The 18,696-nt window shown below is 75.5% G+C and carries 19 protein-coding genes and 1 riboswitch; of the genes, 10 read left to right on the top strand and 9 right to left on the bottom strand.

Annotated features, from left to right (window positions below; all coding sequences use genetic code 11):
• Positions 1-86 precede the first annotated feature (86 nt).
• Genes ACFCZN_RS15775 through ACFCZN_RS15750 form a run of 6 tightly spaced genes read left to right on the top strand, consistent with a single transcriptional unit; the run spans position 87 to position 6,144 of the window.
• The gene (locus ACFCZN_RS15775) at positions 87-920 is read left to right on the top strand and encodes an STAS domain-containing protein (RefSeq protein ID WP_429766328.1); all 834 of its coding nucleotides are present in this window, start codon (positions 87-89) and stop codon (positions 918-920) included.
• A complete protein-coding gene (locus ACFCZN_RS15770) occupies positions 917-1,324 on the top strand; it encodes an STAS domain-containing protein (RefSeq protein WP_429766327.1) in 408 nt (135 codons plus the stop codon). Before ACFCZN_RS15775 ends, ACFCZN_RS15770 begins: the two co-directional genes overlap by 4 nt.
• Positions 1,321-1,740, top strand: coding sequence for an ATP-binding protein (locus ACFCZN_RS15765; RefSeq protein WP_429766326.1), 420 nt, complete (start codon positions 1,321-1,323; stop codon positions 1,738-1,740). Before ACFCZN_RS15770 ends, ACFCZN_RS15765 begins: the two co-directional genes overlap by 4 nt.
• Positions 1,737-2,777 (top strand): ATP-binding protein, encoded by a 1,041-nt coding sequence (locus ACFCZN_RS15760; protein WP_429766324.1) that lies wholly within the window; start codon positions 1,737-1,739, stop codon positions 2,775-2,777. The genes ACFCZN_RS15765 and ACFCZN_RS15760 overlap by 4 nt, the downstream gene beginning before the upstream one ends.
• On the top strand, positions 2,774-4,537 hold the full coding sequence (locus tag ACFCZN_RS15755; protein ID WP_430557363.1) for an ATP-binding protein: 1,764 nt from the start codon (positions 2,774-2,776) through the stop codon (positions 4,535-4,537). Before ACFCZN_RS15760 ends, ACFCZN_RS15755 begins: the two co-directional genes overlap by 4 nt.
• Positions 4,534-6,144, top strand: a complete 1,611-nt coding sequence (locus ACFCZN_RS15750; protein ID WP_430557362.1) for a SpoIIE family protein phosphatase — start codon at positions 4,534-4,536, stop codon at positions 6,142-6,144. The genes ACFCZN_RS15755 and ACFCZN_RS15750 overlap by 4 nt, the downstream gene beginning before the upstream one ends.
• Here the strand turns inward: ACFCZN_RS15750 and ACFCZN_RS15745 are convergent.
• Positions 6,123-6,737 (bottom strand): dihydrofolate reductase family protein, encoded by a 615-nt coding sequence (locus ACFCZN_RS15745; RefSeq protein ID WP_430557361.1) that lies wholly within the window; start codon positions 6,735-6,737, stop codon positions 6,123-6,125. The genes ACFCZN_RS15750 and ACFCZN_RS15745 overlap by 22 nt on opposite strands.
• A gap of 97 nt (positions 6,738-6,834) precedes the next feature.
• Between ACFCZN_RS15745 and ACFCZN_RS15740 the strand changes: the two genes are divergently transcribed.
• Entirely contained in the window at positions 6,835-7,974 is a 1,140-nt protein-coding gene (locus ACFCZN_RS15740) for a PrsW family intramembrane metalloprotease (protein ID WP_430557360.1), read from the top strand.
• On the opposite strand, the gene ACFCZN_RS15735 is transcribed toward ACFCZN_RS15740, so the two are convergent.
• A complete protein-coding gene (locus ACFCZN_RS15735; RefSeq protein ID WP_430557359.1) occupies positions 7,937-8,407 on the bottom strand; it encodes a DUF6069 family protein in 471 nt (156 codons plus the stop codon). The genes ACFCZN_RS15740 and ACFCZN_RS15735 overlap by 38 nt on opposite strands.
• A gap of 164 nt (positions 8,408-8,571) precedes the next feature.
• Between ACFCZN_RS15735 and ACFCZN_RS15730 the strand changes: the two genes are divergently transcribed.
• The gene (locus ACFCZN_RS15730) at positions 8,572-9,813 is read left to right on the top strand and encodes a sensor histidine kinase (RefSeq protein ID WP_430557358.1); all 1,242 of its coding nucleotides are present in this window, start codon (positions 8,572-8,574) and stop codon (positions 9,811-9,813) included.
• Positions 9,810-10,511 (top strand): response regulator, encoded by a 702-nt coding sequence (locus tag ACFCZN_RS15725; protein ID WP_430557357.1) that lies wholly within the window; start codon positions 9,810-9,812, stop codon positions 10,509-10,511. The genes ACFCZN_RS15730 and ACFCZN_RS15725 overlap by 4 nt, the downstream gene beginning before the upstream one ends.
• A gap of 12 nt (positions 10,512-10,523) precedes the next feature.
• Here ACFCZN_RS15725 and ACFCZN_RS15720 read toward each other — a convergent pair whose 3' ends face one another.
• Genes ACFCZN_RS15720 through ACFCZN_RS15710 form a run of 3 tightly spaced genes read right to left on the bottom strand, consistent with a single transcriptional unit; the run spans position 10,524 to position 14,172 of the window.
• Positions 10,524-11,321 carry an ABC transporter ATP-binding protein gene (locus tag ACFCZN_RS15720; protein ID WP_430557356.1) on the bottom strand — a complete coding sequence of 266 codons (798 nt, stop codon included), beginning with the start codon at positions 11,319-11,321 and terminating at the stop codon, positions 10,524-10,526.
• Positions 11,321-13,123, bottom strand: a complete 1,803-nt coding sequence (locus ACFCZN_RS15715) for an ABC transporter permease (protein ID WP_430557355.1) — start codon at positions 13,121-13,123, stop codon at positions 11,321-11,323. The genes ACFCZN_RS15720 and ACFCZN_RS15715 overlap by 1 nt, the downstream gene beginning before the upstream one ends.
• The gene (locus tag ACFCZN_RS15710) at positions 13,099-14,172 is read right to left on the bottom strand and encodes a thiamine ABC transporter substrate binding subunit (protein ID WP_430557354.1); all 1,074 of its coding nucleotides are present in this window, start codon (positions 14,170-14,172) and stop codon (positions 13,099-13,101) included. Before ACFCZN_RS15710 ends, ACFCZN_RS15715 begins: the two co-directional genes overlap by 25 nt.
• A 71-nt stretch (positions 14,173-14,243) precedes the next feature.
• Positions 14,244-14,348: riboswitch (TPP riboswitch) on the bottom strand.
• Positions 14,349-14,507: 159 nt separating this feature from the next.
• Between ACFCZN_RS15710 and ACFCZN_RS15705 the strand changes: the two genes are divergently transcribed.
• Entirely contained in the window at positions 14,508-14,774 is a 267-nt protein-coding gene (locus ACFCZN_RS15705; protein ID WP_429766307.1) for a DUF4235 domain-containing protein, read from the top strand.
• A gap of 31 nt (positions 14,775-14,805) precedes the next feature.
• On the opposite strand, the gene ACFCZN_RS15700 is transcribed toward ACFCZN_RS15705, so the two are convergent.
• From ACFCZN_RS15700 to ACFCZN_RS15685, 4 genes are all read right to left on the bottom strand, one after another.
• Positions 14,806-15,585 (bottom strand): PAS domain-containing protein, encoded by a 780-nt coding sequence (locus ACFCZN_RS15700; protein WP_429766306.1) that lies wholly within the window; start codon positions 15,583-15,585, stop codon positions 14,806-14,808.
• Between the two features lie 151 nt (positions 15,586-15,736).
• Positions 15,737-16,663 carry a sulfite exporter TauE/SafE family protein gene (locus ACFCZN_RS15695; protein WP_429766304.1) on the bottom strand — a complete coding sequence of 309 codons (927 nt, stop codon included), beginning with the start codon at positions 16,661-16,663 and terminating at the stop codon, positions 15,737-15,739.
• Between the two features lie 184 nt (positions 16,664-16,847).
• Positions 16,848-17,303 carry an RrF2 family transcriptional regulator gene (locus tag ACFCZN_RS15690; RefSeq protein WP_430545905.1) on the bottom strand — a complete coding sequence of 152 codons (456 nt, stop codon included), beginning with the start codon at positions 17,301-17,303 and terminating at the stop codon, positions 16,848-16,850.
• On the bottom strand, positions 17,300-18,562 hold the full coding sequence (locus tag ACFCZN_RS15685; protein WP_430557353.1) for an AGE family epimerase/isomerase: 1,263 nt from the start codon (positions 18,560-18,562) through the stop codon (positions 17,300-17,302). Before ACFCZN_RS15685 ends, ACFCZN_RS15690 begins: the two co-directional genes overlap by 4 nt.
• Positions 18,563-18,696: the final 134 nt, after the last annotated feature.

Genomic DNA, 18,696 nt, shown 5'->3' with positions numbered 1-18,696 from the left:
CGACGGTGCGGCAGCGCTCCCGGCGCTGCGTACACTGACCGCGGTCGAGCAGACGGCCAGCCCCCCTCGTCCGGAAGGATCCCGCGATGACTGCTGTCGCGCCGAGTGCCCTGGCACAGACCCTCGTCGACCATGCGGAGACCGTCCGCCCCGCCTGGCTGGACGCCGCGGTGGACGAGCTGCGCGGACGCACCACCCGCGGCGAGCTCGAGCGCGAGCAGTCCGACATCTACCAGGCCCTCGTCGACGGCCTGCAGGCGGGAGGCACCGACCTGCAGTCGGAGGCCTTCGACCAGCTGCGCGGGATCCTGGCGGACGTCTCCGCCGCGCGCGCCCGGCTCGGCTTCACGCCCCGCGAGACCGCCGTGGGCGTGTTCGCGCTCAAGGAGGGGCTGTACGGGCTGGCCGGGTCGGACGACACCATGACGCGCGTCCTGCCGCTGCTGCGCCTCGTGGACGAGCTCGGGCTGTTCACGTTCGAGGCGTTCGCCGCCGCCCGCGAGTCGATCATCAGCGAGCAGGCCGAGCAGCTCCTGGAGCTGTCGACCCCGGTCGTCAAGCTCTGGGAGGGCATCGTGGCGGTGCCGCTGGTCGGGACCCTCGACTCCGCGCGCACCCAGGTCGTCATGGAGAAGCTGCTCAACACCCTCGTCGAGACGGGCAGCACGCAGGCCATCATCGACATCACCGGCGTGCCGGCGGTCGACACGCAGGTGGCCCAGCACCTGCTGCGGACGGTCGTCGCGGCGCGCCTCATGGGCGCGGAGTGCACGATCAGCGGCATCCGTCCCCAGATCGCGCAGACCGTCGTCGCGCTCGGGATCGAGTTCGGGGACATCCGCACCCGCGCGACGCTGGCGGACGCGCTCGTGGACGCGCTGCGGGAGGGTCGCCGCTCGCACACCGAGGTGACCGCGTGAGCGACGCCGTCCCCATCCTCAAGATCGGGTCGACGCTCCTCGTGTCGATCCAGGTGGACCTCCAGGACGACACCGCGCTGCAGCTGCAGGAGGACCTGGCCGAGCGCATCACACGCACCGGCGCGCGCGGCGTCGTCATCGACATCTCGGGCCTGGAGATCGTCGACAGCTTCATCGGCCGGATGCTGGCGTCGGTCGCCGCGATCTCCCGCGTCCTGGACGCGCAGACGGTGGTGGTCGGCATGCGGCCCGCCGTGGCCATCACGATGGTGGAGCTGGGGCTGTCCCTCGGCGGCGTCCGCACCGCGCTGGACGTGGAGCGCGGTCTCGCGATGCTCGCCCCCGCCCACGAGTCCGCCGAGAGCGTGCTGCTCGCGGCGGCCGCCGAACGAGAGTCGAGATGACGACCGCGCCCTCGGCCACGGCGACGGAACGGCTCGAGGTGCGTGCCGACTCCGACGTGGTCCGGGTCCGACAGCTCGTCCGCACGGTCGCGCAGCAGGCGCGGCTCTCCCTCGTCGACCAGACGAAGCTCGTCACGGCCGCGAGCGAGCTCGCGCGGAACACGCTGGTCTACGGCGGCGGCGGCGAGGTCGAGGTGGAGCTCGTCGCCGACGGCCGACGGTCCGGTGTCCGGGCCGTCTTCTCCGACGAGGGTCCGGGCATCGCCGACCTCGACCTCGCGCTGACGGACGGCTGGACCAGCGGCAACGGGCTGGGCCTCGGGCTGTCCGGCTCACGGCGGCTGGTGGAGCAGTTCTCGATCGACACGGCACCGGGAGCCGGGACCCGGGTCGAGATCGTGACCTGGTCGCGATGATCTCCCCGTCGGGGCCGTCCTCGCCCGACGCGGCGGTCGCCCTGGAGGCCGGGGTGTGGCACACGGTCGACCATCCCTCCGCCGTCGGCGCGGTCCGGCGCGCCGCGACGACGGCCGCGCTGAGCCTCGGGCTGGGCGAGGCGCGCGCCGCGGAGGCCGGCCTCGTGGTGTCCGAGCTGGCGTCCAACCAGACCCGGCACGCCGGCTCGGGGTCGGTCGTGCTGCGCGTCCGTCGTTGGGACGACCATGCCGCGCTCGAGGTGCTGGCGGTGGACTCCGGCCCCGGAATGCGCGACCTCGACGCCGCGATGCGGGACGGGGTGTCCTCGCGCGGCACCCTCGGCATCGGGCTCGGCACGCTGCCGCGGCTCACCTCGTCGTGGGACGCCTGGTCGGCGCCCGGGCAGGGCACGGTGGTGGCCGCCACCTTCGCCTCCCCCGGCTCCCGCCCCGATCCCGCACCGGGGGCGGGGCTGACGCGGCCGATGACCGGGCAGGCCGTCTGCGGCGACGCGTTCGCCCTCCGGACGGACGACGGTGTGACCTCGGTCCTCGTCGCCGACGGGCTCGGCCACGGTCCCCTGGCCGCCGTCGCGTCGCAGTCGGCGGTCCGCGCGTTCCTCGAGGCGGAGCCCGCCGGCCCCTCCGCACTCCTCGCACGGGTCCACGGCGCTCTGGGCGGCACGCGCGGCGCGGCGGTCTCCGTGTCGCGGGCGGAGCGCGGGACGCTGCGGCACGCCGGGCTCGGCAACATCGGCGGCACCGTGCAGGGCGCCGACCGGCCGCGGAGCCTCGTGAGCCAGCCCGGCATCGCCGGCACGCACGCACGGGCCGTCCGCGAGGTCGCCGTGCCCGTCGGCGCCGGCGACCTGCTCGTGCTGCACTCCGACGGGCTCACCGACCGCGCGAGCCTGGCCGCCTACCCCGGGCTGACGGCTCGCACCCCTCTCGTCGTCGCGGGCGTGCTCATGCGCGACTTCGCCGTGCGACGGGACGACGCGTGCGTCGTGGTCGTCCCCCTGGGAGGCACCCCGTGACCACGGCCGGCACCCCGCTCCTCACCACCCGGCTCGAGGGCGACACGGACCTGCTCGCCCTGCGCCGCGCGGGCCGCGAGATCTCCCGCGCCCTGGGCCTCGACGTCCACACCCAGGTGCGGGTCGCCACCGCGCTCTCCGAGGTCGGTCGTGCCGCCGTCGCGCTCGGGCCCGTGGAGGTCACCATCGGCCTCGACCGGGGCGCCCGGCCGCTCCTGCGTGCGGACCTCGAGTCGGCCGCCGGCCTGACCACGACGGGCAGCGCCGCCGACGGTGGCGTCCCGGCGGCACGGCGTCTCGTCGACGAGGTCGTGCTCGGCGCGGACGGCCGCCACGTCACCCTCGTGGTCGAGCTGGGCGCCTCCGCGCCTCTCGACACGGCGACCACCGACGCCCTGCGCCGCGCGATCACCGTCGGCTACGGGGCCAACGCCCTCGACGAGCTGCGGGTGCAGAACGCCGAGCTGCTGCGCACGCACGACGAGCTGGTGACGCAGCGGGAGGAGCTCCGCCGGCTCAACACCGAGCTGGAGGAGACCAACCGCGGCGTCCTCGCGATGTACCACCAGCTCTCCGCAGAGCTGGAGGAGACCAACACCGGCGTCGTCGCGCTGTACGCCGAGCTCGACGAGCGCGGCCGGGAGCTGGCGGCCGCGAACGAGGCCAAGTCGCGCTTCCTGCGCAACGTCAGCCACGAGCTGCGCAGCCCGGTCAACTCCATCATCGGGCTGACCTCGCTCCTGCAGGCGTCGACGATGTCCGGGGACCAGGCCGAGCAGGTGGAGTTCGTGCGCGACAGCGCGGCCACGCTGCTCACCCTCGTCGACGAGCTCCTCGATCTCGCGCGCGCGGAGGCCGGGCACCAGGACGTGGCGCCCGCGCCGATCGACGTGCCCGCGCTGCTCGACGAGCTCCGGGGCACGACGCTCCCCCTGGTGCGCGACGGGGTGGAGCTGGTGGTCGCGTGCGAGCCCGGGCTGGCGCTCGTGAGCGACCGACGGCTGGTCGCGCGGGTCCTGCGCAACCTCCTGACGAACGCCGTCAAGTTCACCGAACGGGGCAGCGTGCGGCTCGACGCCCGCGTCGAGGGCGACGCCGTGCGGTTCGTCGTCGAGGACACCGGCCTGGGGATCGGCCCCGAGCACCTGGACGCCGTGTTCGAGGAGTTCGTCCAGGTGCCCAACCGCCTCCAGCCGGGCGTCCGGGGGACCGGCCTCGGCCTGCCCTACGCCCGGCGCACCTCCGAGGCTCTCGGCGGGACGCTGACGGCGAGCTCGGCCCCCGACGTCGGCAGCACGTTCACCGTCGTCCTCCCCGTCGCGCCCCCGGACCCGGCGGGGACCGCGACGGCGGTGCCCACGCCCACGCGCTCCCCCGCCACGGCCGGGCGGGACGCGGAGACCGGGCTCGGCCACGTCCTGGTCGTCGACGACGACCGGTCGTACGGCGCGTACGTCGCGGGACTGCTGCGCGAGGACGCCGACCGCGTCAGCGTCGCCCACGACGGGCGGCACGCGCTCGCTCTCCTGCGGGACGCCCCTGCCGATGCGGCCGTCGTGGACGTGCGGCTGCCGGAGCTCGACGGCGTGGGCCTGCTCGCGCGGCTCCGTGCCGAGCACCCCCACCTGGCCGTCGCGCTCATGTCCAGCGGCCCCGCCCCGGACCAGACAGGGGTGGGGCGGCCGGCGCCCTTCCTGCCGAAGTCGACGCTCGACCGAGATTCCCTCACCCGCGCGCTCCGTGACGGCGGTGCCGCATGACGCCCGCCGACCGCACCGTCCTCGTCGTGGACGACACCCGCGCGCACCGCTACGTCATGGCGACGTGGCTGCGGGGCGCGGGCTTCGACGTGCTCGAGGCGGGGACCGGCGCGGAGGCGCTGGACCTGGTGGCCGCGACGATCGACGCGGTGGTCCTCGACGTCAACCTCCCGGACCTCACCGGGTCCGAGGTCTGCCGCCGGATCAAGGCGGACCCGCTGACCGCCCACGTTCCGGTGATGCACGTGTCCGCCACGTCGATCGACGCCGCCGCACGGACCGCCGGGCTGGCCGGCGGCGCCGACGCCTACCTGCCCGAGCCGCTCGACCAGGACGAGTTCCTGGCCACCGTGGGCGCACTGTGCCGCGCGCACGACGCCCATCGCGGGGCCGGGCGCGCCGTGCGTCGGTTCGAGGCGCTCGCCGACGCGCTCGCCCTCCTGCACCAGGCCCGGACCCAGGAGCTCGTGGCCGACCTCGTCGCCCAGGGCGCCTGCGCCGTGCTCGGGCGGCCCGCCGTCGCGATGGTGGTCGTCGACCAGCAGACCGTGGTCCGCGCGGTGTGCCCTGCCCCGGACGCGCCGCTGGTGCGCGGGCGAGGGACGCTCCCCGTGCTGCCGCCGGGGCCGGTCTCGTCGGCCACGTTCGGCGCCGACGACGTGCCCGACCACTGGGTCCCCCTGCTGGCGCAGGCGGGCGTGCCGCGGTCCGCCTGGTGGACGGTGTGGCTGCGCGACGCCGAGGGCAACCTCGTGGGCGGGCTGGCGCTGCAGGCCGACGACGCCTCCAGCAGCCCGTCGGCGGAGGAGCGTGAGGTCGCCGCCCGGTTCACCGAGGGCATCACCGTGGCCCTCCGGAACCTCAAGACGTTCGCCGAGGAGCACCGCATCGCGATGGCGCTCCAGCGGCGGCTCCTGCCCTCCGGTCTCACGGTGCGCGGCGGTGTCGAGGTCGCCGCCCGCTACGAGGCGTCGGACGAGCGCCTCGACGTCGGCGGGGACTTCTACGACGCCTTCGACCTGCCCGACGGCCGGGTCGCCGTCGTGATCGGGGACGTCCAGGGGCACTCGCTGCGGGCGGCCACCGTCATGGCCGAGGTGCGCCTCACCCTCCGCGCCTACCTGCGCGAGGGCCACGATGCCGCCCGCGCGCTCGACCTGCTCAACGACTCGCTGCGGCAGGACCACCCGGAGCTCACCACGGTGTGCGTCTGCGTCATCGACCCCGCCGACGGCAGCATCGAGATGACCGACGCCGGCCACCTGCCTCCGCTCGTGGTCCGGACCGACGGGACGGTGGTCGCGGAGAAGTCGCCGGCCCGCCTCCTGGGCCTGGCGAGCCCGGACGAGCGGCCCGCACGGCGCGACGCGCTGGGCCCGGGCGACCTCCTGGTGCTCGTCACGGACGGGCTGGTCGAGCGCCGCGACCGCACCCTGCGGGAGGGCGTCCACGAGCTCGTGGACGCGGCCCGCACGCTCGCCGGGCTCACCCCTGCGGAGGTGTGCGCACGCCTCGTGGACAGGTTCACCGACGCCGGCCGGGAGGACGACGTCGCCGTCGTGGTCGTCCGTCGGACGAGCGACCCTCAGTCGCCGCTCGGCACCTGACCCTTCACGTCGTCGTACTCCGCCAGGCTCGGCAGCTCGCCCGGCGCGTAGACCAGGCGGACCACGCCGGTCGGGAAGGCCTCGGACCGGCGCAGGGCCAGCGGGTAGACCGTGTCGCCCTCGTCGAAGAGGCGCGCGCCGCGGCGGGCCGCGACCGGGTGCACCAGCAGGCGCAGCTCGTCGAGCAGCCCCGCCGCGAGGAGCTGGCGGACGACCGACAGCGACCCTGGCACGAGGATCTTCTCCACGCCGTCCTCGGCCTTCAGCGCCTCGACTGCGGCCGGCAGGTCGCCGTCGAGCCGCTCGACGTGGCGCCAGCCGAGGTCGTGCGTCGAGCGGGTCACGACCACCTTGCGCATGTCCCCCAGCCGCCGGGCGAACGCCGCGTCCTCCTCTCCTGCCTCCTCCCGACCGGGCCACGCGCCGGCGAAGCTGTCGTAGGTGACGCGGCCGATCAGCAGGACGTCGGTGTCGCGGTAGTCGTCGTCGACGGCGCGGGCCATGTGGTCGTCGAAGTAGGGGAAGTGCCAGGCGGGGTCGATCTCCGCGACGCCGTCGAGCGAGATGAACAGGGTGGACACGACCGTGGCCATGAGGGCTCCTCCGGGACGGGCGGACGGCGGGGTCGACCTGGTCCGCTGGGGAGATCATCGCGGTGCCGCAGCCCCGTCGCACCTAGGATCAGGGCCCATGCCGGCCCTGGACCCTCGCGCGATCCTCGACGGGCGCCCCACGCGCCGCCCGTCGGTGGGCGTCATCGTCGCGATCGCCGTGTCGTCGGCGTGCCTGCTCGCCGCGCTGGTGGTGACGTCCGCGGAGGGCCCGACGTTCCTCGAGGGCCTGTTCCTCGCCGTCCTGCCCCTCCCGCTGCTGCTGGCGGGCGTGCTCGCCCTCGACCGCCTCGAGCCGGAGCCGCCGGACGCCCTGGTGCTCGCGTTCCTGTGGGGCGCGGGCGTGTCCGTGCTGGTCGCGATGGGGATCAACACCGCCGGGCTCACCCTGCTGTGGACGCCGCTGCTCGGCCAGGAGGAGGGCTTCGTCGCGACGGCGGTGCTCACCGCGCCCGTCGTCGAGGAGACCCTCAAGGCGCTGGTCCTCGTCGGCATGCTCTGGTTCCGCCGGCACGAGCTCAACGGCCCGACCGACGGCATCATCTACGGCTCGATGGTGGGCCTCGGCTTCGCCACGATCGAGAACATCCACTACTACACGGTCGCCGGCCCGGAGGGGCTGGCCGCGACGTTCGTGGCCCGCGGCCTCCTGTCGCCGCTGATCCACCCGCTGTGCACGTCCCTCACCGGCCTGGGGATCGCGACGGCCGCGCTCGCCCCGCGCGGCTGGGCCCGGGTGTGGCCCGTGCTCCTCGGCCTGCTCGGCGCGATGACGTACCACGCGCTGTGGAACGGCGCCGCGTCGCTCGGCGTCGAGGCCGTCGTCGCGGTGTACCTGCTGGGACTGGGGGTCGTCGTCGGGCTGCTCGTCGTCGTGCGTCACGACCGCGCGCGCATCGTGGCGCTCATCGGGCAGCACCTGCCGCAGTACGGTCCGCTGGGCGTCGTCGCCCTGCCGGACGTCGTGATGCTCACGTCGCTGAAGCGCCGCCGCCGGGCCCGCGCCCAGGTGCGTGCCGCGGGCGGCCCCGGCCCGGCCCGCGCGATGCGGGACTACCAGCAGGCGGCGACCGAGCTGGCGATGCTGCACCGCCGCCTGGACCGCGGGCTGGTGGACCGGGCCGCGTTCGAGCGGCAGCGCGGCCCCCTGCTCGCGCTCATGCTCGCGGCACGGGACGTCGTCACGCCGCTCTGGCGCCCCGAGGCTCCGCCCCGCTGAGGCCCACCATGATCACGCCGCCGACGGCGAGGTGCTCCAGCAGGAGCAGCGCCGTCGCGCCGGCGTTCTCGGCACCCAGCGGGCCCAGCAGGGACACCAGCAGGACGGCGCCGCTCAGCACCAGCCACGCCGTGCGGCCGCCGTCCGGGCGGCGCAGCAGGAGGGCGCGGACGCCCCAGCCACCCAGTGCCGCCGTGAGGCTCGTGGCGATCACCAGGGAGATCGTGACCTCGAGGGTGCCCGACCCGGCCCGGACCTGGGGGTCCACGCCGGCCAGCGTGCCGACCAGGAAGACCACCGCCCCCGTGAGCACGGCACCCACCACGACCGTCCGCGGACGGTTCCACCACGCCCGGTCGCGCCACGTGCGCCCCGCCGGTCCTCGCGGCGTGCGGCCCTGCGTCTCGCCGGTCCTGTTCGTCGTGGTGTCCATGTCGTCCCCTCCTCGGCGCCGGCACCCTGCCGGCACGACGACGTTCCCGCGCGGCGTGCCTGCCGCGCGCCCTGCCGCGGTCGGTCGTCGCCTGGTCGCCGGTCGGGACCACCCCCGACTTTCGACGGTGTCGCGGTGCGACCGCCCGCCGTAGCGTCCCGGTCATGACGTCCACCGGCACCACCCCGCAGCCCGCCGTCGTCGGCCCCCGGCCGGCCGGCGTCCCGGGCCCGCCGCCCGCCCAGGGACCCCCGCCCGTGCCGCGCGGCGTCGTCGCGACCGCCTGGGGGCTCGTCGCCGTCCTCACCGCCGCCGCGACGGCGGCCGTCGTGACCGCCGCACCGGACACCTCCGTCGTCGGCACGACGCCGCAGGTGCCCGCCGTCGTCGACGTCGCCGTCGCGCTCGCGTCCCTCGCCCTCGTCCCGTTCCTGATGACGCGCCGCAGCGTGCCCGCCGCGCTCGCGCTCGCCGCCCTGGCCGCCGTGTCGGGGGCGGCGACTCCCGCGGCGACCGTGGGCACGCTGCAGGTGGCGCGCTGGTACCCGGTCCGCACCGCCGCGTGGGTCGCGGGGGCGGGGATCCTGGGGCACGCGGTCCAGGCGCTGTGGCGTCCGGTGGGCCTGCCGCTGGGCTGGTGGCTCCTGTGCGACGTCGCGGTCCACGCCGCGCTCTTCGGCTGGGGCGCGTACGGGCGCGAGCGGTCCCTCGTGCTGTGGTCCCTGCGCGACCGGGCGCGCCGCGCGGAGGCCGAGCAGGAGCGGCGGGTCGCGGAGGCGCGCACGGCCGAGCGCACCCGGATCGCCCGCGAGATGCACGACACCCTCGCGCACCGCCTCTCGCTCCTGGCCGCCACCGCGGGCGCGATGGAGTACCGCCCGGACGCCGACCCGGCCGCGCTCGCCGCCGCCGCGGGGCGGGTCCGCGCGGGCGTGAGCGACGCGCTCGAGGACCTGCGGCAGGTCATCCGCCTGCTCCGCGCCGGCCCGGACGACCTCGGCCCCGTACCCGGCCTCGACGACGTGCGCCGGCTCGTCGACGACTCCCGCGCCGCCGGGACCGACGTGACGTACGAGCGCACGGGCGACGACGTCCCGCCGGCCACGGTCGCGACGGCCGTGTTCCGGGTCGTGCAGGAGTCGCTGACCAACGCGCGCCGGCACGCGCCGGGCGCGGCCGTGCGGGTGACCGTCGCGACCGCCCCGGGCGAGGTCCGGGTGCGGGTGGTGGACGACGGCGCGGCACCGGGCGCCGTCGCCCCGGACGGGGTGGGCACGGGCACGGGGCTGGTCGGGCTGCGCGAGCGCGCCACGCTGCTGGGCGGCACGCTGGCCACCGGGCCGAGCTCGGGCCCCGACGCGTCGCGCGGCTTCACGGTGGAGGCGTGGCTACCGTGGGACGCGTGACGACGACGCCCGGGCCCGGCCCGCTCCCCGCCACCGGCCCCGTGGACGAGACCCCCGTGCGGATCGTCCTGGTGGACGACGACGCGCTGGTGCGCGCGGGCCTGCGCCTCATGCTCGACGGCGCGCACGGGATGCGGGTCGTGGCGGAGGCGGCCGACGGTGCGGAGGTGCCCGGCGTCCTGGACGCGCACCCGGCCGACGTCGTGCTCATGGACCTGCGCATGCCGGGCATGGACGGCATCGCGGCCACCCGGCGGGTGCGCGCCCGCCCGTCGCCGCCGGCCGTCGTCGTGCTCACCACGTTCGACACCGCCGAGGAGGTGGGCGGGGCGCTGCGCGCCGGGGCCGCGGGCTACCTGCTCAAGGACATGCCGCCCGCCCGCATCGCCGCCGCCGTCCACGCGGCCGCCGCGGGCGAGCCGGTGCTGGCGCCCGACGTCGCGCGGCGGCTGATGGCCGCCGTCGCCGGCTCGGACGGGTCGCGCGACCGCGCCCGCGCCGCCCTGGACGCGCTCACCGCCCGCGAGCGGGACGTCGCCGTCGAGCTCGGCCTTGGCGCGTCGAACGCCGACATCGCGGCCCGGCTCTACCTCAGCGTGCCGACCGTGAAGGCGCACGTGTCGAGCGTGCTCGAGAAGCTCGGGCTGGAGAACCGCACGCAGGTCGCCCTGCTCGTGCACGACGCCGGCGAGGCATGAGCGCAGGCCCTGTCAGCCCCGCACGGGCTCCTCGGGGCGGCCGGGCACCGGCACGTCGCCGTCCGCGGACAGCCCCAGGAACTCCGCGACGCGCGGACTCGCGGGCGCGCGCAGCAGCACGTCGGGGGCGTCCACCTGGAGCAGCTGCCCGGCGTCCATGACGGCGACGCGGTCGGCGACGGTGAAGGCCTCGTCGTGGTCGTGCGTGACGAAGACGGCGGTGGTGCCGGTGGCCTGGAGGGTGTCGCGGACGTCGACGGCGAGCCGCTCGCGCAGGCGGCGGTCGAGGGCGGACAGCGGCTCGTCGAGCAGCAGCAGCCGCGGGCGGGGCGCGAGGGCCCGGGCGAGCGCCACGCGCTGCTTCTCCCCGCCCGACAGCGTCGCGACGGACCGGCGTTCGTAGCCCGCGAGCCCGACGTCGGCGAGCAGCTCGGCGACCCGCGCGGCCCGCTCGGCACGCGGCACGCCCAGGGTCTCGAGCCCGTAGGCCACGTTGCGGCCGACGTCCCGGTGCGGGAAGAGCTGGCCGTCCTGGAAGAGCAGGCCGAAGTTCCGCCGGTGCACGGGCACGCCCGCGAGGTCCGCGCCGTCGAACGCCACGGTGCCGCCCGCGAGCGGCTCCAGCCCGGCGACGGCGCGCAGCAGCGACGACTTGCCGCAGCCGCTCGGCCCGAGCAGCGCGACGATCTCGCCTGCCGCGACGTCGAGCGAGACGCCGTCCACCGCGACCGCCCCCGGTCGGCGGCGCGTGGCGCCGTACCGCACGACGGCGTCGCGCACGGCGAGCCCCGTCGTCTGGCCCTGCTCCATCAGAACTCCCCTCCCGGCCGGTCGCCGCGCAGGCGCTCGGCCACCATCATGACGGTCGCGGTGAGCACGGCCAGCACCACCGACGCCGCGAGCGCCATCCCGTAGTTCTCGGCCCCGGGCCGCCCGATCAGCCGGTAGATCACCACAGGCAGCGTGGCCGTGTCGGGGCGGGCGAGGAACGACGTCGCACCGAACTCTCCGAGCGAGACCGCGAACGCGAACCCGATCGCCAGCCCCAGCGACCGCGCGCCCAGCGGGCCGTCGACGGTCCGCAGCACCCGCCCCGGCGCCGCGCCCAGCGTGGCGGCCGCCTCGCGCAGCCGCGGGTCGATGGCGCGCAGCACCGGCAGCATCGTGCGCACGACGAGCGGGATGGCGACGACGGCCTGCGCGATCGGGACGAGCGCGCCGGAGGTGCGCAGGTCGACGTCGAGCCCGAACGGCTTGTCCAGCGTGATGAGGAAGCCGAAGCCCACCGTCACGGCGGAGACGCCCAGGGGCAGCATGAACGCGGCGTCGAGCACCCCGACGGCGCTCCGCAGACCCGCACGCCGCGGGCGACGCGACACGACGAGCGCCACGAGGCCGCCCACGACGACGGCGATCAGCGCGGCCCACGCCGCGGTGCGCAGCGAGTTGCCCAGTGCCTCCCAGACCGTGACGGTCAGGGCGTTGCGCCCGCCGGTGGTGCCGAGGGCCACGTAGTTGTCGAGGCCCCAGGAGCCGTCGGGAGCCCGCAGCGACCGCGTGACGAGCCCCGCCATGGGCAGCACGAGCAGCCCGGCGACCACGACGAGGGTGACGAGCGCCGGCACGACGTCCGTGCCGTCGGCACCGGTGCGCAGCCGCAGCCGGTGCGCGGACACGCTGTCGCTCGTGAGGTGCAGGGCCCGCTCCCGGCGCGCCCGGGCGCGGGAGCTGACCAGCAGCGCGCCGGCCACCACGACGAGCTGCAGCACCGACAGCACCGCCGCCGAGCGCAGGTCGAGGAACTGGGTGGTGCGCGTCCAGATCTCCGTCTCGATCGTGCCGTAGCGCAGGCCGCCGAGGACGAGGACGACTCCGAACGCCGTCGCGCAGAACAGGAAGACGACCGCGGCGGCCGACGCGATCGCCGGGCCGAGCGCGGGCAGCGTCACGGTGCGGAACGCGCGCCACGGCGTGGCGCCGAGCGCGCGGGCGGCCTGCTCGGCGCGCGGGTCGAGCCGCTCCCACATGCCGCCGACGGTGCGCACCACGACCGCGTAGTTGAAGAAGACCAGGGCGAGCACGATGCCCGCGAAGCTCTCCTCCAGGTGCGCCCAGCCGAGCGGCCCGCCGGGGGCGAAGAGCGCGCGGAACGCGACGCCGACGACGACGCTCGGCAGCACGAACGGCACGGTCACCAGGCCGCGCACGAGGGTGCGCCCCGGGAACCGGCACCGGTACAGCACGTACGCGCCGGGCAGGCCGAGCAGCACCGACAGCGCCGTGCCCGTGATCGCCTGGGCGAGCGTCTGCCCGACGATCCGCCACGTGCGCTCCTGGGACAGCACCTCTGCGAAGCCGGACAGGTCGAGCTCCCGCCCCGCCGCGGTCTCGGTGAAGAACCCCTGCAGGACGAGCGACACCACCGGCCACGCGAAGAAGACCGCGAGGAAGCCCAGCGGGAGCGCGACGGCCGCGCCCCAGCCGAGCCACGCGCCCCATCGGTCTGCACCCCGCCGGGCGGCGCGCCACCGCGCCGCCCGGGCTGCCGGGCGGGCGGTGGCGCGCGGGACGCGGGGCACGGGGCGCGTCAGCCGACGACCGTCGCCGTCCACTGCTCGATCCACTCGTCGCGGTGCGCGGCGACGTCGGCGGGCGCCACGTCGAACGGCTCGTCGGCCAGGGGCGCGAACTGCTGCCAGTCGGCGGGCAGCTCCACGCCCGGGTCCGCGGGGTACATGTACATCTGGCCGGGCACGTCGGCCTGGAACTCGGCGCTCGTCAGGAAGTCCACCAGCTTCTCGGCGCCCTCGGGGTTCTCGGCGCCCGCCAGCACGCCCGCGTACTCGACCTGCCGGAAGCAGGTGTCGAGCATCGCGCTCGTGGCGGAGGTCTTCCCGTCGTCGCTCACGGTGAACGCAGGCGACGTCGCGTACGACAGCGCGATCGGGCGCTGCCCGCCCTCGCCGGCGCCGGAGAAGTCCACGTAGTACGCGTCCTCCCAGCTCTCGGCCACCTTGAGGCCGTTGTCGCGTAGGTCGGCCCAGTAGGCCTCCCAGCCGTCCGCGCCGAACGCGCCGATCGTCGCGAGCAGGAACGCGAGGCCGGGGGACGACGTCGCCGGATTGGTCACGACGGTGAGGTCCGCGTACTCCGGCTTCGCGAGGTCCTCGAGCGTCGTCGGGGGCGTGACGCCGTGCTTCTCGAACCAGCCGTCGTCAAGGTTCATGCACACGTCGCCCACGTCGACCGGCGTCAGCGTGCCCGCCAGGTCGTCGGGCGCGTAGGCCGCGACCTCCGGGGCGAGGTCGGCCGGCTGGTACTCCTCGAGGACCCCGGCGTCGACGGCCCGCGACGCGTACGTGTTGTCCACGCCGAAGACGACGTCGCCCAGCGGCGCGTCCTTGGTGAGCACGAGCTGGTTCACCAGCGTGCCCGCGTCGCCCGGGGCCACCTGCTCGACGGTGAGACCGGACTCCTTCTCGAACGCGGCAAGGACGTCGTCGGAGACGGCGAACGAGTCGTGGGTGACGAGCGTGACCGTGCTCGACGCCGCGCCGCTCGCGTCGTCCGTGGGCGTCCCGCCGCACGCCGCCAGCAGCGGCAGCAGGGCGACGACGCCCGCGGTGGCGGCCGTGGTCCGGGCGGTGGTCGTGAGCTTCATGCTGTCCTCCTCAAGGTGCGAGAAGGGGGTCCTGCGGGCACCCGGCACCGTCGTGGTGCGGCCGTCCGCAGGGAACGAGATTCCCGACTTCCTCCACCGGTGCTAACCGGGTCAGGTTCGAGGGTCTGCGGCGGTCCGCACTCTCAGCGCCGGTGGGCGCTCCCCTGTCGTATCACCACGAGCCTACCCGCCGACGCCGCGCTACCGTGGTGCAGTCCTCGGCCTCGGGGTGTGACGTGCCTGACGTGCCGTGACGCCGCCCGGCGGCCGCGGACGCACGCGAGACGACGCGCGGTCGTGCCGAGGCCGCGCCGGGACCTACCGAGGGAGAGCACGTGACGGACACCGAGCAGCCGCTGGGCGTGAAGGTCGGCACGGTGGTGCTGACGATCGCCGCCGGATGGGTCGCGCAGAAGCTGATCGGGGTGGTCTGGGAGAAGACGACGGGCAGCGTGGCGCCCACCAACGTGGACGACGACGAGATCTCGATCATCCAGGCCGTCACCTTCGCGGCGGTCTCGGGCGGGGTCGCGGTGCTCGCGAAGCGCCTCGCCCGCAAGGGCGCCGTGCGCGCGGCGGCCCGGTTCGTCCCCGGCCGCTGATCCCCCGCTCCTGACGGGCCCGCCCTGCGGGTCAGTGGCTCGCGCGCGGACGCCGGCGGGCGAGCTGCGCGTCGTGCCCGTGCGGCCGGTCCACCGGCCGCACGGTGGCGAGCGCCTGGCTGAGCCGGTCCGCCGCGTCCTGGGCCGGCGGGGCGGACCGCACCACCTCCGCCGCCGTGAGCGCGGCGTCGCGGTCCCCGACGGGCCGCGCGAGCCCTTTCATCACCTGTTCGCCCGCCGACTGGGCGGAGATCCCGACCTGCGCGCCGGCGTCCGCGAGCACCTCGGTGGCGACCGACTCGTCCACGCCGCACACCGCCATGATGGCGCCCTTGGCCTGCTCGGCGGCCGCGGCCGCGACGAACGCTCGGGACACGGCCCGGTGCGCCTCGCGCTCCAGCGCGTCCCGCACGACCGGGCTCGCGTCGATGACGTAGCCGACGATCTGCGACGACGCGCCGTCGGCCCCATGCCTTCCCTGTCCGGTCACGACGACGGTATGGGTGCGCCCGTGGTCGTCCACGACGCGGTGCGCCCCCGAGAACGGCCGCCCGGTGCCGAGCGCGACCACCGCCGTCCGGGAGAGCCGCTCGCGGTCGTCGGGATGCAGGTGGGCGCGCAGCACCTCCGGTCCCGGCGCGATCTTGCCCGGCTCGCGACCGAAGATCCGGAAGACCTCGTCCGACCACCACCACTCCCCCGTGGCGACGTCGACGCGGTACCGGCCCACGAGCAGCTGGCTCCCCGCACCCAGCAGCTCCGCGAGGGCGACGAGCTCGCGGCGCGGTGTGTCGTTGGTCGTGCTGGACATCGAGGCTCACCCCCAGTGCCGTGCAGCTGGGTCAGGCGCGCAGTAATCCTGGCTTCACCACCGTACCGGGACGGCGCGACACCGCCACCGCACGGCGGGTGACGTGCGGTGGCGGTGTCGTCGGTGGCCTCGGCCGTGCCGGGGGCAGGCGTCAGGCGACCGTCGTCGCCGCGGCCTCGGGGTGCTCGCCGGCCGCCTCGGCCCGCTCCGCCGCGACCGCCTTGCGGTGCTCGCGGAACGAGTAGGCGACGGCGGCGGCCCAGCCGACCGCGATGAGCCCGAGGACGAGACCCCGCACGCCGTCGCTCACCGGGAACTCGTCGAGGCTCAGCAGGGTGCGGACGTTGGTGAGCACGATGATCCCGCCGACGGCGGAGCCGAGGACGCGCGGCGGCACCAGGCGGACGAGCCACGCCGCGATCGGCGCCGCGATCAGGCCGCCGATGAGCAGCGCCAGGGCCCAGGTCGGGTTGATGCCCGCGGTCCCGAGGCCGAAGAGGAAGCCGAGGCTCGCGGCGACGGCCACGAAGAACTCGCTGGTGTCGATCGAGCCGATCACCTTGCGGGGCTCCATGCGGCCGCTCGCGAGGATGGCGGGCGTGCCCACCGGCCCCCAGCCGCCGCCACCCGTGGCGTCCATGAACCCGGCGACCAGGCCGAGCGGGGTGAGGAACCGCTTCCGGAGCGGCTGCCCGAGGCGGTCCGTGCGCAGCCCGCGGAGCGTGAAGCGCAGCAGCACGTACAGGCCCAGCCCCAGCAGCAGGATCGACATCAGCGGCTTGGCGATCTCGGTCGACAGCCACGAGAGGAAGGTCGCGCCGGCGAACGCGCCGACCGCACCGGGGATGCCGATCTTGGTGACGACCTTCCAGTCCACGTTCCCGAACCGCCAGTGCGACGCACCGGACGCCAGCGTCGTCCCGACCTCGGCGAGGTGGACGGTCGCCGACGCGGCCGCGGGGTTGGTACCGATCGCGAGCAGCAGGGTGGTCGAGGTGACGCCGTAGGCCATGCCCAGGCTGCCGTCGACAAGCTGCGCACCGAGGCCCACGAGGGCAAGGAGGACGAGAGTCCGCACGGGGGTTCCCTCCGTTTCGGCGCGGCAGCGGGTCCGCCGCGTCTGCAGTGAAGTTACCCGATCGGCTCTATCGGATTCAACGGTCTCAAGAATCTGTCTGCATGCTGAGACGCGCCTTCCGGGGTCGGCGCGGGCCGTGCCGCGCCCCGACCGCCCCGTGCCGGTCAGGCCGCGGGAGCGGGGCTCACGGGTTGATCCACGCCGATTCCTGCTCGGTGAGCCGTCGCACGACGTCGGGGATCGTCCCGGCCGCGAGGTCCGCCAGGGTCACCTGTTCCAGCACGGCCCGGACGTTCACGCGCAGCGCCACCCACACGTGCAGCAGCGACGCCGCCGCGCCGGTGTACTCCAGGTCCGAGGGCCGCGCGTCGCGCACGAACACCAGCGGCCCGTCCACGGCGCGCACGACGTCGGCGACGGTGACCTTGTCGGCCGGACGGGCCAGCACGTACCCGCCGCCCGCGCCGCGACGGCTCGCGACGATGCCCTCGCGCCGCAGGTCGCTCAGGATCGCCTCGAGGAAGCGGTGGGGCACCTGCTGCGCGCGGGCGAGAGCCTCGGCCGGCACGGGGCCCTCGCCGGACGCGGCGAGCTCGGCGGCCGCCCGCACCGCGTAGTCGGCCTTCGCGGAGATCCTCACGAGGTCGTCACCGCGTCGCCCAGTCGGGTGCCGGCCAGCAGCGGCCCGGCCTCCCGGGCGGACGCCGCGAACGACCCGGTGAGGGGCAGGTCCGGCAGGATCACGGCCTGGGCCGCGTGGTAGATGTCGGGCTTGCCGACCCAGGTCCGGCCCGAGGGGCGGTTGGCCGTGTCGAGCTCGTGGAACCAGGAGCCCCGCTCGTGGTCCACCAGGTGGGCGTCGATCCACGCCCACCATGTGTCGGCGAGCTCGGCGTAGCGCGCCTCGCCCGTCGTGCGGTGCAGGACGTCGGCCGCCGCGGCCGCCTCGGCCGCCACCCAGTGGAAGCGGCGCGCCTCGACCGGGGTCCCGTGCCAGTCCGTCGTGTACACGAAGCCGCCCCCGGGCCCGTCCCACCCGTCGGCCACGGCGCGATCGAACAGCTGCCGTGCTGCGTCGGTGCGCCGACCCTGCGTCCTCGCGGCGACGTCCACCTGCAGGAGCAACCGCGCCCACTCCAGGCCGTGGCCCGGTGTGGCGCCGTACGGCTTGAACGGGTCGTGCGGACGGTCGGCGTTGTACTCGAGCTGCGGCCGCCACTCCGTGTCGAAGTGCTCCGGGATCCGCCAGTCGTTGCCGGCAGCCCAGCCGATCACGCGGTCGGCCACGACCGCCGCCCGATCGAGCCAGCGGGTCTCCCCCGTGGCGTCGTGCGCGGCAAGGAGCGCCTCGACGGAGTGCATGTTCGCGTTGACCCCGCGGTACGGGTCGACCGTGCCCCAGTCGCGCGACCGCTCGTCGAGGTGCAGCAGGTGCTCGGCCTCCCAGAAACGTCGGTCGAGCACCGACAGTGCCGCCTCGAGGAGCGTCACGGCACCTGGCACGCGCGCCACGGTCCCGGTCGAACCGGCCAGCACGACGAACGCATGACCGTACGCCTGCTTGATCCCGTCGAACGCGTCGCCCGGCCCCCGGGAGGCCAGCCAGCCACCCTCGTCGGCGTCCGCCAACGCCCGCGACAGGCCGGCGATCCCCCGGTCCAGCAGCGCACCTGCGCCCTCGACCCCCAGGAGATGTCCGAGCCCGTAGGAGTGCGTCATCCGGCAGGTGATCCACAGGTGAGCCGGCTGTGCCGGGTCGACGGCCCCGGCCTCGTCGAGCCACCCGGCGGTCCCGTCCCCTCCCAGGGACGGCCGCGCGAAGTCCAGCAGGCTCACGAAGTGTTGGGCTCGCCACGACGACGTCGGTCCGGTGGCAGGAAGGTGCGGTGCTCCAGTCACCCGACGAGCCTATCGGCACGACGGCGTGGTGGGGTGTTACGGGTATGCGAAAGGCCCACCCCGGTGTGGGGTGGGCCTTTCGTGAATGGGTGTCCGGCGGCGTCCTACTCTCCCACCCCCTCGCGAGGGCAGTA

This window comes from Isoptericola sp. NPDC056134 (assembly GCF_042264825.1).
In the GTDB taxonomy this organism is placed as follows: domain Bacteria; phylum Actinomycetota; class Actinomycetes; order Actinomycetales; family Cellulomonadaceae; genus Isoptericola; species Isoptericola nanjingensis.
Note: the sequence above shows the minus strand (reverse complement) of the source record. Positions and strands in the feature narration are given on the sequence as shown.

Bases quoted from the DNA above. Each gene is read 5' to 3' on its own strand.
- ACFCZN_RS15730 (WP_430557358.1), top strand. From the start codon at position 8,572: ATGACGTCCACCGGCACCACCCCGCAGCCCGCCGTCGTCGGCCCCCGG.
- ACFCZN_RS15740 (WP_430557360.1), top strand. From the start codon at position 6,835: ATGCCGGCCCTGGACCCTCGCGCGATCCTCGACGGGCGCCCCACGCGC.
- ACFCZN_RS15700 (WP_429766306.1), bottom strand. From the start codon at position 15,585: ATGTCCAGCACGACCAACGACACACCGCGCCGCGAGCTCGTCGCCCTC.
- ACFCZN_RS15745 (WP_430557361.1), bottom strand. From the start codon at position 6,737: ATGGCCACGGTCGTGTCCACCCTGTTCATCTCGCTCGACGGCGTCGCG.
- ACFCZN_RS15760 (WP_429766324.1), top strand. From the start codon at position 1,737: ATGATCTCCCCGTCGGGGCCGTCCTCGCCCGACGCGGCGGTCGCCCTG.
- ACFCZN_RS15710 (WP_430557354.1), bottom strand. From the start codon at position 14,172: ATGAAGCTCACGACCACCGCCCGGACCACGGCCGCCACCGCGGGCGTC.
- ACFCZN_RS15775 (WP_429766328.1), top strand. From the start codon at position 87: ATGACTGCTGTCGCGCCGAGTGCCCTGGCACAGACCCTCGTCGACCAT.
- ACFCZN_RS15735 (WP_430557359.1), bottom strand. From the start codon at position 8,407: ATGGACACCACGACGAACAGGACCGGCGAGACGCAGGGCCGCACGCCG.
- ACFCZN_RS15765 (WP_429766326.1), top strand. From the start codon at position 1,321: ATGACGACCGCGCCCTCGGCCACGGCGACGGAACGGCTCGAGGTGCGT.
- ACFCZN_RS15750 (WP_430557362.1), top strand. From the start codon at position 4,534: ATGACGCCCGCCGACCGCACCGTCCTCGTCGTGGACGACACCCGCGCG.
- ACFCZN_RS15720 (WP_430557356.1), bottom strand. From the start codon at position 11,321: ATGGAGCAGGGCCAGACGACGGGGCTCGCCGTGCGCGACGCCGTCGTG.